The sequence below is a fragment of the Ruminococcus sp. genome, from assembly GCF_019417665.1.
In the GTDB taxonomy this organism is placed as follows: domain Bacteria; phylum Bacillota; class Clostridia; order Oscillospirales; family Ruminococcaceae; genus Ruminococcus_C.
Genome location: NZ_DXUU01000002.1, coordinates 98,311 through 110,981, shown reverse-complemented (window position 1 = coordinate 110,981; position 12,671 = coordinate 98,311). Strand labels below are relative to the sequence as shown.

At 49.5% G+C, this 12,671-nt stretch carries 14 protein-coding genes and 2 tRNA genes; 10 read left to right on the top strand and 6 right to left on the bottom strand.

All coding sequences use genetic code 11. The features are described 5' to 3' along the window. Nucleotides 1–96: 96 nt before the first annotated feature. The 3 genes from QZ375_RS01160 to QZ375_RS01150 all read right to left on the bottom strand — a co-directional run bounded on the left by QZ375_RS01160 (nucleotide 97) and on the right by QZ375_RS01150 (nucleotide 2,752). Nucleotides 97–762 carry a 5-methyltetrahydrofolate--homocysteine methyltransferase gene (locus QZ375_RS01160; RefSeq protein ID WP_295214145.1) on the bottom strand — a complete coding sequence of 222 codons (666 nt, stop codon included), beginning with the start codon at nucleotides 760–762 and terminating at the stop codon, nucleotides 97–99. Further along, nucleotides 756–1,631: a methylenetetrahydrofolate reductase [NAD(P)H] gene (gene metF / locus QZ375_RS01155; protein WP_295214144.1), complete on the bottom strand. Its 876-nt coding sequence runs from the start codon at nucleotides 1,629–1,631 to the stop codon at nucleotides 756–758. The genes QZ375_RS01160 and metF overlap by 7 nt, the downstream gene beginning before the upstream one ends. Before the next feature lie 452 nt (nucleotides 1,632–2,083). Then, a complete protein-coding gene (locus QZ375_RS01150; protein WP_295214143.1) occupies nucleotides 2,084–2,752 on the bottom strand; it encodes a uracil-DNA glycosylase in 669 nt (222 codons plus the stop codon). 376 nt (nucleotides 2,753–3,128) lie between these two features. On the opposite strand from QZ375_RS01150, the gene QZ375_RS01145 reads away from it, so the two are divergent. The 5 genes from QZ375_RS01145 to QZ375_RS01125 all read left to right on the top strand — a co-directional run bounded on the left by QZ375_RS01145 (nucleotide 3,129) and on the right by QZ375_RS01125 (nucleotide 7,461). After that, the gene (locus QZ375_RS01145; RefSeq protein ID WP_295214142.1) at nucleotides 3,129–4,553 is read left to right on the top strand and encodes a protein translocase subunit SecD; all 1,425 of its coding nucleotides are present in this window, start codon (nucleotides 3,129–3,131) and stop codon (nucleotides 4,551–4,553) included. After that, nucleotides 4,537–5,523 carry a protein translocase subunit SecF gene (gene secF / locus QZ375_RS01140; protein ID WP_295214141.1) on the top strand — a complete coding sequence of 329 codons (987 nt, stop codon included), beginning with the start codon at nucleotides 4,537–4,539 and terminating at the stop codon, nucleotides 5,521–5,523. The genes QZ375_RS01145 and secF overlap by 17 nt, the downstream gene beginning before the upstream one ends. A gap of 247 nt (nucleotides 5,524–5,770) precedes the next feature. Next, the gene (locus QZ375_RS01135; RefSeq protein ID WP_295214140.1) at nucleotides 5,771–6,577 is read left to right on the top strand and encodes a sugar phosphate isomerase/epimerase; all 807 of its coding nucleotides are present in this window, start codon (nucleotides 5,771–5,773) and stop codon (nucleotides 6,575–6,577) included. Nucleotides 6,578–6,579: 2 nt separating this feature from the next. Beyond that, the gene (gene nrdR / locus QZ375_RS01130; RefSeq protein ID WP_295214139.1) at nucleotides 6,580–7,026 is read left to right on the top strand and encodes a transcriptional regulator NrdR; all 447 of its coding nucleotides are present in this window, start codon (nucleotides 6,580–6,582) and stop codon (nucleotides 7,024–7,026) included. 54 nt (nucleotides 7,027–7,080) lie between these two features. Further along, the gene (locus tag QZ375_RS01125) at nucleotides 7,081–7,461 is read left to right on the top strand and encodes a DUF4870 domain-containing protein (RefSeq protein WP_295214138.1); all 381 of its coding nucleotides are present in this window, start codon (nucleotides 7,081–7,083) and stop codon (nucleotides 7,459–7,461) included. 164 nt (nucleotides 7,462–7,625) lie between these two features. Here the strand turns inward: QZ375_RS01125 and QZ375_RS01120 are convergent, their stop codons facing one another. Beyond that, nucleotides 7,626–8,063, bottom strand: coding sequence for a DUF4830 domain-containing protein (locus tag QZ375_RS01120; protein WP_295214137.1), 438 nt, complete (start codon nucleotides 8,061–8,063; stop codon nucleotides 7,626–7,628). A 64-nt stretch (nucleotides 8,064–8,127) separates the two neighbouring features. On the opposite strand from QZ375_RS01120, the gene QZ375_RS01115 reads away from it, so the two are divergent. Both QZ375_RS01115 and ugpC read left to right on the top strand, forming a co-directional pair. Then, nucleotides 8,128–8,883, top strand: coding sequence for a pseudouridine synthase (locus QZ375_RS01115; RefSeq protein WP_295214136.1), 756 nt, complete (start codon nucleotides 8,128–8,130; stop codon nucleotides 8,881–8,883). A 155-nt stretch (nucleotides 8,884–9,038) separates the two neighbouring features. Then, nucleotides 9,039–10,175, top strand: coding sequence for a sn-glycerol-3-phosphate ABC transporter ATP-binding protein UgpC (gene ugpC / locus QZ375_RS01110; protein WP_295214135.1), 1,137 nt, complete (start codon nucleotides 9,039–9,041; stop codon nucleotides 10,173–10,175). 272 nt (nucleotides 10,176–10,447) lie between these two features. Here ugpC and QZ375_RS01105 read toward each other — a convergent pair. Both QZ375_RS01105 and QZ375_RS01100 read right to left on the bottom strand, forming a co-directional pair. Further along, nucleotides 10,448–10,537: transfer RNA gene (locus QZ375_RS01105), tRNA-Ser, on the bottom strand. 55 nt (nucleotides 10,538–10,592) lie between these two features. Further along, nucleotides 10,593–10,681: transfer RNA gene (locus QZ375_RS01100), tRNA-Ser, on the bottom strand. A gap of 251 nt (nucleotides 10,682–10,932) precedes the next feature. Here QZ375_RS01100 and QZ375_RS01095 point away from each other — a divergent pair. The 3 genes from QZ375_RS01095 to dtd all read left to right on the top strand — a co-directional run bounded on the left by QZ375_RS01095 (nucleotide 10,933) and on the right by dtd (nucleotide 12,597). Beyond that, nucleotides 10,933–11,328 (top strand): secondary thiamine-phosphate synthase enzyme YjbQ, encoded by a 396-nt coding sequence (locus tag QZ375_RS01095; RefSeq protein ID WP_295214134.1) that lies wholly within the window; start codon nucleotides 10,933–10,935, stop codon nucleotides 11,326–11,328. Nucleotides 11,329–11,340: 12 nt separating this feature from the next. Continuing rightward, on the top strand, nucleotides 11,341–12,069 hold the full coding sequence (locus QZ375_RS01090; protein WP_295214133.1) for an NAD-dependent protein deacylase: 729 nt from the start codon (nucleotides 11,341–11,343) through the stop codon (nucleotides 12,067–12,069). A gap of 66 nt (nucleotides 12,070–12,135) precedes the next feature. After that, nucleotides 12,136–12,597, top strand: a complete 462-nt coding sequence (dtd, locus tag QZ375_RS01085) for a D-aminoacyl-tRNA deacylase (protein ID WP_295214132.1) — start codon at nucleotides 12,136–12,138, stop codon at nucleotides 12,595–12,597. The last annotated feature ends 74 nt before the right edge of the window (nucleotides 12,598–12,671 follow it).

The window sequence follows — 12,671 nt, the reverse complement described above, 5'->3', positions numbered from 1 at the left end:
TGCATTTTGTCAGAGATATGGCAAGTGGAATTGCATTCGTTGGATTCCGACCATAGAAAATGCCTTGTTTATCTATTGGCGTTTGAGGAATTCGTATTAGCAATGTCCGCCGCCCTTCCGGAACGCACAAGTCTCCCGCATCCGGCAGGTAGCGCATCCTCTAGCGCCCTTTTTCAAAGGCTGTTCAGACAAACCGATGATGGCTGTTACAGACTTCCGGGGAATGAGAATATTCTCCGCCGTCACTGTCAGTCCCAGCCGTTTCTGGGCATCCAGCAGCTGTAATATTCGGGGCTGCAATTTCAGAGGCAGGTCGCCGTAGCCCGGACTGAACCGCCAGGTAAAATACACCCCCGGCAGCTGTTCCTGGAAAAACAGTTCCGCCCGGTCGCAGATCTGTTCAATGCCAGCACTTGCCAGGGCATCCAGCGCCAGGGAACGTGTCATATTGGAAATGCCGGCACGGTGGATCAGCTGGTCTGCCTGCCCGGAAAGTGTCGCTGCCATGAGCAGGATCCGGTCACAGCCTTCCAGATGCTTTGCAATATCCGCACCCGGCAGGGGCAGTGCTCCGGCGGAAAGACCGTCTCCGTCTCTGGACAGGGGCAGCACCCGATAAATGACCCTTGGCTGAGCAGCTTTTTGCAGCGCTTTTTCGCATTCATCCACCAGTGTCGTGAAAGTTTCGTCCGGTTCACCGTGATATCCCATATACCGGAGCGCCTCTTTCCGGTTTATGGACTCCAAAGACAGGCTCAGCATACAGGCACCGCTTTGAGAATGCCGCTTACGGCTTCGCTGATCTTCCGTGCCACATAAGGATTGTTCATGGTGTACAGGTGAATGCCGTCTACGCCGTCTGTGATGAGATCCACGATCTGGTCGATGGCATAAGCAATGCCGGCATCCCGGAGTGCTTCGGGGCTGTCCTCAAACCGCTGCACCATTTTAGTGAACTTTCTGGGCAGACTCGCACCGCACATGGTCACCATGCGCTCGATCTGTTTCCGGTTGGTCACTGGCATGATACCAGCTTCAATGGGAACGTTGATACCGGCACGGGCAGTGCGGTAGCGGAAATCATAGAAAGTGTCATTGTCAAAAAACAGCTGAGTGATGAGATGATTTGCTCCGGCATCTACCTTTTCTTTTAAATAGCGGATATCTGTATCCAGATTAGGTGCTTCCGGATGGCATTCGGGATAGCATGCCGCTGCGATATCAAAACCGCCCTTGTCCCGAATATAGGCGATCAGCTCAGATGCGTGGATGAAATCCTCAGCCGGCTGCATCCCCTCGACCCGGTCGCCGCGGAGTGCCAGGATATTTTCAATGCCGTTTTCCCGGAACTGTTCCAGAATTCGGTCGATCTGATCTTTTGTATAGTGAATACAGGGCAGATGTGCCATCGGTGTTACGCCATACCGTTCTTTCAGACGGCGTGCAATGGCGAGGGTATTTTCTCCGTTGCCGCTGCCGCCTGCGCCGAAGGTGACGCTGATAAAGTCCGGTTTCAGATCCTGCAATGCTTCCAGCGTATCATAGACAGTCTCAATGGGCGAGGTCTTTTTCGGCGGGAAAATTTCAAAGGAAAAAACAGTGTGATTGGAGAACATAGATGTGATTTTCATGGAGAATCAACCTTTCTGTATTGGTATATCATAAACGGTTATTTCTCATATTATAGCACATTACTGGGAATTTCGGTAGAGTGTAATTTTGAATTGAAAGTCATAGATTTTTTCTATGGTCAGAAGCGTGATATTGAAAAGATGAACAGAAATCCACTGTAGGGGCGGATATTATCCGCCTGCTGGTATAACCCACGAAAACTTTCCTTTTTAATTTGAAAACCCAAAACGTAGGACGGGGCTTGCTCCCACCGTTTTTTCAATGAGGTTCGATAGAATCGCAATGTAGAGCCGAACTGTGTTCGCCCACAATTCCTGCAAACTTCGCAATTACAGTTGGAAAGTTGATCCCGTTGTAAATGATCTCAGCAGACTCACCCTAAAGATGGCGAGCCACCGGGACGTTTACAGAACCTTATTTATTGAAAAGGAGTCAAGGAATAGTTCTAATGTTAAATACTCCAATCGATCTCTGGTAATCCATGTTCCCGTAAAAAGGCGTTTGCTTTGGAAAAATGCTTACAGCCGAAAAAACCGTGATATGCTGAAAGGGGGCTGGGGTGTGCTGCGGTCAGCACCAGATGCTGGGGATGCTGGATGAGGGCTTTCTTGGATTTGGCATTGTTGCCCCATAGCAGGAATACCACCGGCTCTTCTCTGGCGTCCAGCAGCCGGATCACATCGTCTGTGAATTCCTCCCAGCCCTTGCCTCGGTGTGAATTTGCCTGCCCTGCACGCACTGTCAGCACCGTGTTCAGAAGCAGCACGCCATGCTTTGCCCAGTTGGTCAGCTCACCATGTTTCCCAGTGTTGTCAATGCCTATATCGTCTTTGATTTCCTTAAAGATATTCACCAGGGACGGCGGTGGTGCAACGCCCTGACGGACGGAAAAGCATAGCCCGTGTGCCTGGTTGGGACCGTGATAGGGATCCTGACCCAGGATCACTGCCCGGACATCGGCATAGGCGGTGTATTTCAGGGCGTTGAAGATATCGTACATACCGGGATAAATGGTCTGCGTGCGGTATTCCGTCAGCAGGAACTGCCGCAGATTCTGATAATATGTCTTGGCAAATTCCCCGTCTAAAATGGTATCCCAGTCGTTTCCAAAGTGTACCATTGGCATCGGTCTCCTTTTTTAAAATTAACATTAACAATTAGGCATTAGAGGTGATGGTGTTGCCCTAATTATGATTTGTGAGAGCAGCGAACACCATCATTTCTCATTCCTAACTCCTGATCCTTTATTTCTCCTATTATACCATAAGAATAAACAGATTGCAACGTTGTTTCAAAAAGTTTCCCGGCTGAATTTGGAGAAGTCGCCGAAAATTTTACTTTCGAATCGGCAATGTTGTACAACTTTTGCATTACCTATTGACTAATTGCGAAATTTGGAATATAATAATAAGTAATTGTCGATCGTGCATTCTGCCGACGGCACAGTATACTATGCGGTACTGCCACAGACAGACCGCAGCACAGGAGGCTAAATCGTGAGAAAAGTAAAAAAACCTGTTTTCTTCATTGTATTTGCCGTTATCGCTCTGTTTGCGCTCACTACTGTATTCGGTGTATCCTCCCAGTATGGTGATACCGTTACGACCTATGTTCACGGGGTCGGCGATATCCGTCTGGGCATTGATATCCAGGGCGGCGTAGACGTGACCTTTGAACCGGCGGGCGATGTGGATGCAACGGAGGAGCAAATGGATGCGGCGCTGGAGACCATCAAGCTCCGTCTGGCAAACCAGAACATCAGCGACAGCGAGACCTATGTGGATTATAAGAGCAACCGCATTATTGTGCGGTTCCCTTGGCAGGCGGGCGAGAAAAATTTCGACCCGGAAGAGGCTGTCAAGGAATTGGGTGAGACTGCTGAACTGACATTCCGTAAGGGTACGGATTCATCCTATGATGAAGAAGGCAATGCCGTTCCTGCTGGTGACATCGTGCTCACTGGTGCCGATGTAGAAAAGGCAGGCACTGGTGCGACCCAGGATGATACCACAGGGGAATACACCTGGATGGTCACTCTGGATCTGAACGACAGCGGTAAGGAAAAGTTCTATGAGGCAACTTCAGAACTTTATTCACAGCAGGGTCAGATCTCCATCTGGATGGACAACACCATGATCTCTGCCCCGTCTGTCAGCGCTGTGATCTCAGACGGTAAGGCGACCATTACTGGTAACTTTACATATGAAAGTGCCAAGGAACTGGCCGATAAGATCAATTCCGGTGCACTGCCTTTCTCTCTGGAGTCTACCAGCTTCAAGACCATCTCCCCGACCATGGGCGAGGGCGCACTGACAGCAATGATCATTGCCGGCATCATTGTACTGGCGTTCATCATTGTTTATATGATCGTACTGTATCGGCTGATGGGTGTAGTAGCGTCTATCACTCTGATCGGACAGGTTGCCGGTATGCTGGCAGCAGTTTCCGGCTGGTTTGGCTTTATGTCCAGTACGACGCTGACCATTCCGGGTATTGCAGGTATCATCCTGTCTGTCGGCATGGGCGTCGATGCCAATATCATTACCGGCGAGCGTATCCGTGAAGAACTGCGCAAGGGCAAGAATCTGGATACTGCGCTGTATTCCGGCTATCACAGGGCCTTCAGTGCGATCTTTGACGGAAACCTGACGGGTATTATTGTATCCATTGTGCTCATGGGCGCATTCGGCGTGCCGGACAGCATCTGGGCGAAGCTCTTCAACAACACGATCTTCTACTTCTTCGGCGCAACGACTGAGGGTGTTATCTATTCCTTCGGCTTCACGCTGATGACCGGTCTGATTATGAACTTTATCATGGGTGTACTGGCGTCCAGACTGATGACCATGTCTCTGTCACGCTTCAAGTGCTTCCAGAACAAAAAGCTTTATGGAGGTGGTATCGATGTCAAAGCAGACTAAAGAATCAAAACAGTTTGATGTTGACGTAAAAGTGCGTAATTTTTGCAGCAAGTCGAAGCTGTTCTTTCTGATCTCTCTTGCACTGATCTTGATTGCGCTGCTCTCTACCTTCACCGGCGTAGATGTAGCGCTGGAATTCAAGGGCGGTACCATTATCACCTATAGTTATTCCGGCGAAATGGACGAAAAAACCATTGAAGATGAGATCAGCGCTCTGATCGGCTCTTCTGTCAATGCCCAGGGCGGCGAAAGCCTGGACAGTGATACAAAGACCCTTTCTTTGTCCTTCAGCTCCAATGAAGGTCTGACTATCGAGCGTCAGGCTGAGGTAACAGATAAGATCCAGGAACTTTATCCGGACAGCGAGCTGGAACTTCTGGATGCCAACGATGTTGATGCCACATCAGGCAGTGAGTTTTTTGCCAAATGTATTGTTGCTGCGATTTTTGCGGCACTGATCCTGATCGTGTACATTGCGCTGCGATTCAAGCAGATCAGCGGTTGGTCTGCAGGTGTGTGCGCAGTGTTGGGGCTTCTGTCTACGCTGATTGTCACCTATGGCGGCGTGGTATTGTGCGGCTTTGAGATCGACTCCAACTTCATGGCAGTTATCCTGACACTGTTGGGCTATGCTATCAATGATACCATCGTGATTTACGACCGTATCCGTGAAAACCAGACCCTGCTGCCAGGGATGCAGATCCAGGAATTGGTGAACATCAGTTCTTCCCAGTCCCTGTGCCGTACACTGCGTACATCGATCACCACATTCAGTTCCATGTTGGTTGTTACCATTGTCTCCTTGGTAATGGGTCTGACCTCCATTCTGAGTTTCTCTGTTCCCATGATGATCGGTATTGTGATGGGTACCTATAACTCCATCTGTTTTGTACCGAGCCTGTGGGTATGGTGGCAGAAGAAGCGTGGTATCAGCGTTTTGCAGCCTGTGAAGAAAAAGGCGAAAATATAAGTTTTTCTGCGTGAAAATGAGAAAACGAGTCAGTGCAGTGCATTGGCTCGTTTTTTGCGGCTTTGGGGGGGCTGTGTAGGAGAAAAATGTAGGGGGTGAACTAAGTTCGCCCGTTGGATGCGTATCCCTTGTCCCCACAAAGATTGCTATATTTTTTGATTGATTTCTGTGGAAAATCATTCGAATTCTATTGAAATTTTTTCAAAGATATGGTATAATGGAAAAAACGGACGGAAGGAGGGATCCTATGCTGCGTGCCGGTGTTTCCACGGCGTGCCTCTATCCCCGGGTAGTGGAAGAGGCATTGTATGACCTGGCGCTTGCCGGCATTTCCCATGTGGAAATTTTCATCAATACGCATGCGGAACTGCGCCGGAACTTTGTGGATACGCTGGCACAGGTGATGCGGAGGTTTGAGATGACCTGCCGTTCGCTCCATCCGTTTACCAGTGAAATGGAGCCTATGATGCTCTTTTCCAATTACCCACGCCGTGTGGAGGACTATCTGGAATACTGCCGCCGCTATTTCACAGCCATGCAGATGTTAGGCGCAAAGGTGTTCGTGCTGCACGGCAATAAAGTACCGGCAGGGACAGTGAACCGGGAACTTTATTTCGAACGATTCCGGCGTTTGGCAGAACTGGGAGAATCCTATGGCGTCATTGTGGCGCAGGAAAATGTGGCACGCTGTACCAGCGCTTCTTCGGCATTTTTGAAAGAAATGTGCGGTGGGCTAGGGAAACAGGCTCGCTTTGTATTGGACGTGAAACAAGCGGTGCGTTCCGGTGAGGATCCCCTTGCCATGCTGAAACTGCTGGGCAGCCATGTGGTGCATGTTCATATCAGCGACCATGGGCAGTACGGCGATTGTCTGCCCATCGGAAAGGGACGGTTCCGGGTGAACGCCTTTCTGGAGACTCTTGCACAAGTCAGCCCCGATTGTTCTGTTATTCTGGAACTGTACCGCAGCGGTTTTTCTGATGTGTCGGAGCTGGCGAATAATTACACGCTGCTGCAAAATCGTATCCACACAATACAGAAAGGAGGCGTCTGAAAATGTATTGTCCTTTTTGCGGAGAACGGGATACCCGTGTGCTGGACTCCCGTCCCTCTGAAACGAAGATCCGCCGCCGCAGAGAATGCACACGCTGTGGAAAGCGGTTTACCACCTATGAGGTGGTGGAGCGGCCGCTGCTGATGGTACAGAAAAAAGACGGCTCCTTTGAGGCGTTTGACCGGAACAAGCTGATTACCGGCATTTTCAACGCCATCAAAAAGCGCCCTGTGAGCATGGAACAGGTTTCTGCCATGATCGACCAGCTGGAAAATCAGTATGCCAATGAAATGCGCAGTACAGTGACTTCTTCTGAGATCGGCAATATGGTCATGGAAATGCTCAAACAGATCGATGCTGTTGCCTATATTCGATTCGCTTCCGTTTATCAGGATTTCACGGATGTAGCTGGATTTATCGCAGCGATCGGTGCATTGGATCAGTCGTAATGCAGCCTTTTGCTGCATAACTATATTACATATTCATTTAAAGGAGAAATTACCATGAGCAAAGACTTCAACGATTTTCTGAACACCCCGGACAATTCTGTAATGTATGACACCCAGGACATTCAGGATAACAAGATCTGGGCTGCCCTTTCTTATGTGGGAATTTTGTTCATTCTGCCGCTGCTGGTGAATGGCGGAAAGTCCCGCTATGGAAAATATCATGCCAATCAGGGATTTATTCTGTTTCTGGCGGATATTGTCTGTGGCATCGCAGGCGCTATTCTGGGAATGATCCCGATCATTGGCGGCATTTTATCCGCATTGCTTTCTTTGGCACTCCTGGCACTGCTGATTATCGGTATTATCAACGCTGCAAACGGCAAGGCAAAGGAACTGCCCCTGATCGGCGGCCTGCTGCACGTATTTGATAAGTGATCGGGAAAGGACGGGGATGTCCGTTCCGATTTGGATTGTTTTAGGTATTTGTAAGGACACGGCGTGCCGTGTCCTTGTGTGAATTAGGATATTTTTTGTGAAAATCAGGTCTGCTATGGGATTAGTATTAGGTTAAGCCAAATACAGATCGTGATTTTGTTCTGTTATTGGCTTTTTAGAAGTGCTGTCATCTCTTCTGCCGCAGTGCAGTCATACTGTACTGCCCCGATCAGCATCTGATTTTCATCTATCAGCAGTTCCGTGCGGAGCATATCCTGTCCGGAACTGCTTTGTGTATAGGTATAGCGTGTTGCTGTCTCTCCCAGATGTGCCGTCAATGGCAGCTTCTGTGCGCCCTGTAGCGCTGCATAGTCCTCATAAGCATCATCTACGCTGACAGGCAGCTGCACCGTCTCAGCGGTGATACAGCGGCTCTCCGGCTGTCCCTGTGCCCGGAGGAATTCTGTTCGTGCGGCTTCGTCCTCCAGGATGATCTGCACCGGTTCTTCTGCCGGCGGTTCCTGCTGTATCCACCACGCTAGCCAGCCGCATCCGAACAACAAGCCCAGTATGCCGGCTGTTAAAATAACACGTTTTCCCATTCTATGCCGCCTCCTTTGCTGTATGGTATGCGGACAGACGGGAAAACAGAACAGGAGGTCTCTTATGCGTCTGGATCAATTTTTGTCTGCCAGAACCATGTATTCCCGGCGGGAACTGCGCCAGATGATCACAAAGGGAAAGGTCACAGTGGACGGTGCTGTCATAAAACGTGCCGATCTGCCTGTTGACCCGGAGCGGAATGCAGTTTTTCTCTGCGGAAAATATGTTTCCGGCGATCAGTATCTCTATGTGCTGCTGCACAAGCCTAAGGGTTATGTCAGTTCCGCAGACGAGCCGGGACAGCACACGGTCATGGAACTGATACCGCCGGAAATGTGCCGAAAAGAACTGCGCCCGGTGGGAAGGTTGGACAAGGATTCCACAGGGATGCTCCTTCTGACCGATGATGGTCAGCTGGCACACCAGGTCATTGCGACACGAAGTCATGTGGCAAAATACTACCGGATCATTCTGGCACGCTCCTGGGAGGATGGCTATGCTGCACAGATCGCCGCAGGCCTCACCCTTGCAGACGGCGCACAGTGTATGCCGGCACAGGCAGCACTCGTGCCGGGGACGACGCATGAAGTTCTGATCTGTCTCCGCGAGGGAAAATATCATCAGGTACGGCGCATGTTCGCCGCACTAGGGAATCACGTCAGCGAGTTAGAACGTGTGGCACTGGGCGGACTGCTTCTGCCGCCGGATCTGGCGCTGGGGGACTGTATTTTGCTCTCTGAAAAAGATGTCCAAAAAATGCTGAACTATGAAACAAATTTTGCAAGTTTGCTACAAAGGCTTCGGAGAAGTTCGTCATAATTGATAAATGTACATGCAGAATTTTGGGCAATAAACGACTTGAAAAAAGTTTGTTTTTTTGGTATTATTATATTGTCACCGAGAGCAGTGGCCGGGAATTCGGCTCTGTGCTGCTTGGATCGGGAAAATAATCTAGTTTAGGAGGAACTGCACGAATGGCAAGTTTATCACTTCGACATATTTATAAGAAGTATCCGGGCAACGTTGTTGCAGTAAAGGATGTTAATCTGGAAATCAAGGATAAGGAATTTATCGTATTGGTAGGTCCTTCCGGCTGCGGTAAGTCTACAACTCTGCGTATGATCGCAGGTCTGGAAGAAATCTCTGAAGGTGAGCTGTATATCGGCGACCGTCTGGTAAACGATATTGCGCCGAAGGACAGAGATATCGCAATGGTATTCCAGAACTATGCGCTGTATCCGCACATGACCGTTTTCGACAACATGGCATTCGGTCTGAAGCTGCGCAAGGTTCCGAAGGATGAGATTGCTCGTAAGGTAGAAGAGGCTGCAAAGATCCTGGATCTGAGCCATCTGCTGGATCGTAAGCCGAAGGCTATGTCCGGTGGTCAGAGACAGCGTGTTGCACTGGGTCGTGCTATCGTTCGTAATCCGCAGGTATTCCTGCTTGACGAGCCACTGTCCAACCTGGACGCAAAGCTCCGTGCACAGATGAGAACTGAGATCTCTAAGCTGCACAAGAAGCTGGGTACAACATTTATCTACGTAACCCACGACCAGACTGAGGCTATGACCATGGGAGACCGTATCGTAGTTATGAAGGATGGTATCATTCAGCAGATCGATACACCGCAGGCTCTGTATGAGCGTCCGGGCAACAAGTTCGTTGCAGGATTCCTGGGCTCTCCGCAGATGAACTTCATCGACGCTGTTCTGAAGAAGGCAAACAACTATTATGTAGAGTTTGGCTCGGAAGCAACCAAGACTGCAAAGGCTGTAAAGTATCAGATCGAGATCCCGGCTGCAAAGGTAACACCGGAGCTGGCAAAGTATGTCGACAAGGAAGTTGTTCTGGGTATCCGTCCGGAAGCAATTCACGACGACGAAATGTTCCTGTCTAACGCAAGCACTGGCGTCATCGACACTACTGTTGAAATCACAGAAATGATGGGTGCTGAGACTTATCTGTACCTGGTTTGCGCTGGCATTCCGCTGACTGCTCGTGTTGATCCGCGTTCTACTGCTCGTCCGCAGGATGAGATCAAGGTTGCTTTGGATCCGAACAAGATTCACCTGTTCGACAAGGAGTCCGAGGTAACAATTATTAACTGAGTTTCTTTTCAACTGATTATTATAAGAAGGATCTGTGCTCTTATGGGGTGCAGGTCCTTTTATTTTTTGAAACTTGCAAAAGGGCAAAAAATGACCTGCATAAAGCAGGCCGAAAGAGAGATGAAACCATTTAGGGGAATTGGGGGATTCTTCAATCCACGTTTCTAGTATATAGCAAAAAGCTTGAAGCAATCTTAAAAATCATGTGTTTTTAGGAGTGGTATATACTTTCGGATAACACAAAAGCCTTGCCGAAAATCGACAAGGCTTTATGGCGCGGAAGGAGGGATTTGAACCCTCGCACCGGTTTCCCGACCTACTCCCTTAGCAGGGGAGCCCCTTCACCACTTGGGTACTTCCGCACACGAGTATAGTGAATCAAAAGATGGAATATTCCATTGTTTGAGAATGTTCAACTGGCGGAGAGGGTGGGATTCGAACCCACGGTTCCTCTCGGAATCACTGGTTTTCAAGACCAGCTCCTTAAACCACTCGGACACCTCTCCAGTTCGCACTAACAGCTTATTTATTATACAACAAAATCGCCTTTTTGTCAAGTGAATCTGCAAAAAAATCTTTGCATAGGCGAAATTCTTTTAAAAGAAAAGGTAGACATTGATAATTTATAATACATTTATGCGGATACGCTAAGAAAAAGAATGTATATCGATTCGTGATCTGAAAAAGAAAAAAGCTTGCATTCTTTGCGGATATGTCCTATAATGAAAGAGTAGCTTATGAAAAAGGAGACTGGCTTATGTTGTATCAATATTCCCTGACAACACCGGCAGAGGATCTCTGTCCGATTACTGCTCAGGTGCAGGGTGCTGTGGCAGAAAGCGGCATTTCCGATGGCATCTGTGTGGTATACTGCCCCCACACCACCGCTGGGATCACCATCAATGAAAACGCTGATCCGGACGTGGTGACAGATCTGCTGCTTGCCTATCGGAAAGCATTCCCTGACCGCCCGGAATTCCGTCATATAGAGGGCAATTCCTCCGCCCACGCTCGTGCTTCCGCCATGGGGAGTAGCGCCGCAATTCCGGTGAAAAACGGCAGGCTGGTGCTTGGTACATGGCAGGGCGTGTATTTCTGCGAATTTGACGGCCCACGCAGACGGACATTTTATGTAAATATTATTGCTGGCTAAAGGAGAATTTATATGGATCAGGAAAAATGTAAAACGCTGCAAGACTGGATCAATGCTTCGCAGCGGATTGTCTTTTTTGGCGGTGCTGGTGTTTCTACGGAAAGCGGCATTCCCGATTTTCGCAGTCAGGATGGACTATATCACCAGCAGTATGACGTGCCCCCGGAGACCATTCTGAGTCACACCTACTTTGAACGGCATACCGAGGAATTCTATCGTTTTTACCGGAACAAGATGATCTGCCTGACGGCGAAACCCAACGCTGCCCATCTGAAACTTGCGGAGTTGGAACGTGCTGGAAAGCTTATGGCTGTGGTGACTCAGAACATTGACGGGCTGCATCAGATGGCAGGAAGCCGCAATGTACTGGAACTTCATGGCAGCGTCCACCGGAATATCTGCCGTGCCTGCGGTGCGGTGTATGATGCGGAATGGATCATGATGACTACTGGTGTGCCACACTGCGACGCCTGCGGTGCTATGGTGAAGCCGGATGTGGTGCTTTACGAGGAATCTCTGCCTGAGGATACCCTGACACGTGCTGTGACTGCCATTGCCAATGCAGATCTGCTCCTTGTGGGCGGCACATCCCTGACGGTCTATCCGGCGGCAGGATTGCTGCGTTATTTCCGTGGCGATCACCTGGTACTCATAAACCGGGATGCCACCCAAATGGACAATATGGCAGATCTGTGCATTCAGGATCCCATTGGGGAAGTATTGGGGCAGATCACAGTTTGAAAAATCAAGTGAATTGTAGGGGCGGCTATTAGCCGCCCGCAGAGATGAGAAATAAGGAGAAGAACAATGCGTATGGTCATTCAGCGTGTGAAACACGCAAGCGTTACAGTGGACGGTGAGATCACCGGAAAGATCGGACAGGGTTTTCTGGTACTGCTTGGGATCGGTCCCGACGACAATGAGCAGATCATGGAAAAAATGGCGGACAAGATGATGCGCCTGCGGATCTTTTCCGACGAAAACGATAAGATCAACCTTTCCCTCCAGGATGTGGGCGGCGAACTGCTGCTGGTATCTCAGTTCACCTTGTATGCCGACTGCCGTAAGGGAAACCGTCCCAGCTTCGTCCAGGCAGCACCGCCGGCGCAGGCAGAGGCACTGTACGAAGCATGCAAGGCATATTGCAAAAAGATCGTTCCTGTGGTGGAATCGGGTATTTTCGGCGCAGATATGCAGGTGGAGCTATGCAATGACGGCCCTTTCACGGTGGTACTGGATTCCGAAGAACTGGGATTGCATTCCAGATAAGTAAGGTTATCGAAGGTACGGTGCTGCCTTTATACGATTGGATTTCAGCTGGATTTTAACGTCTGCACGCAGGA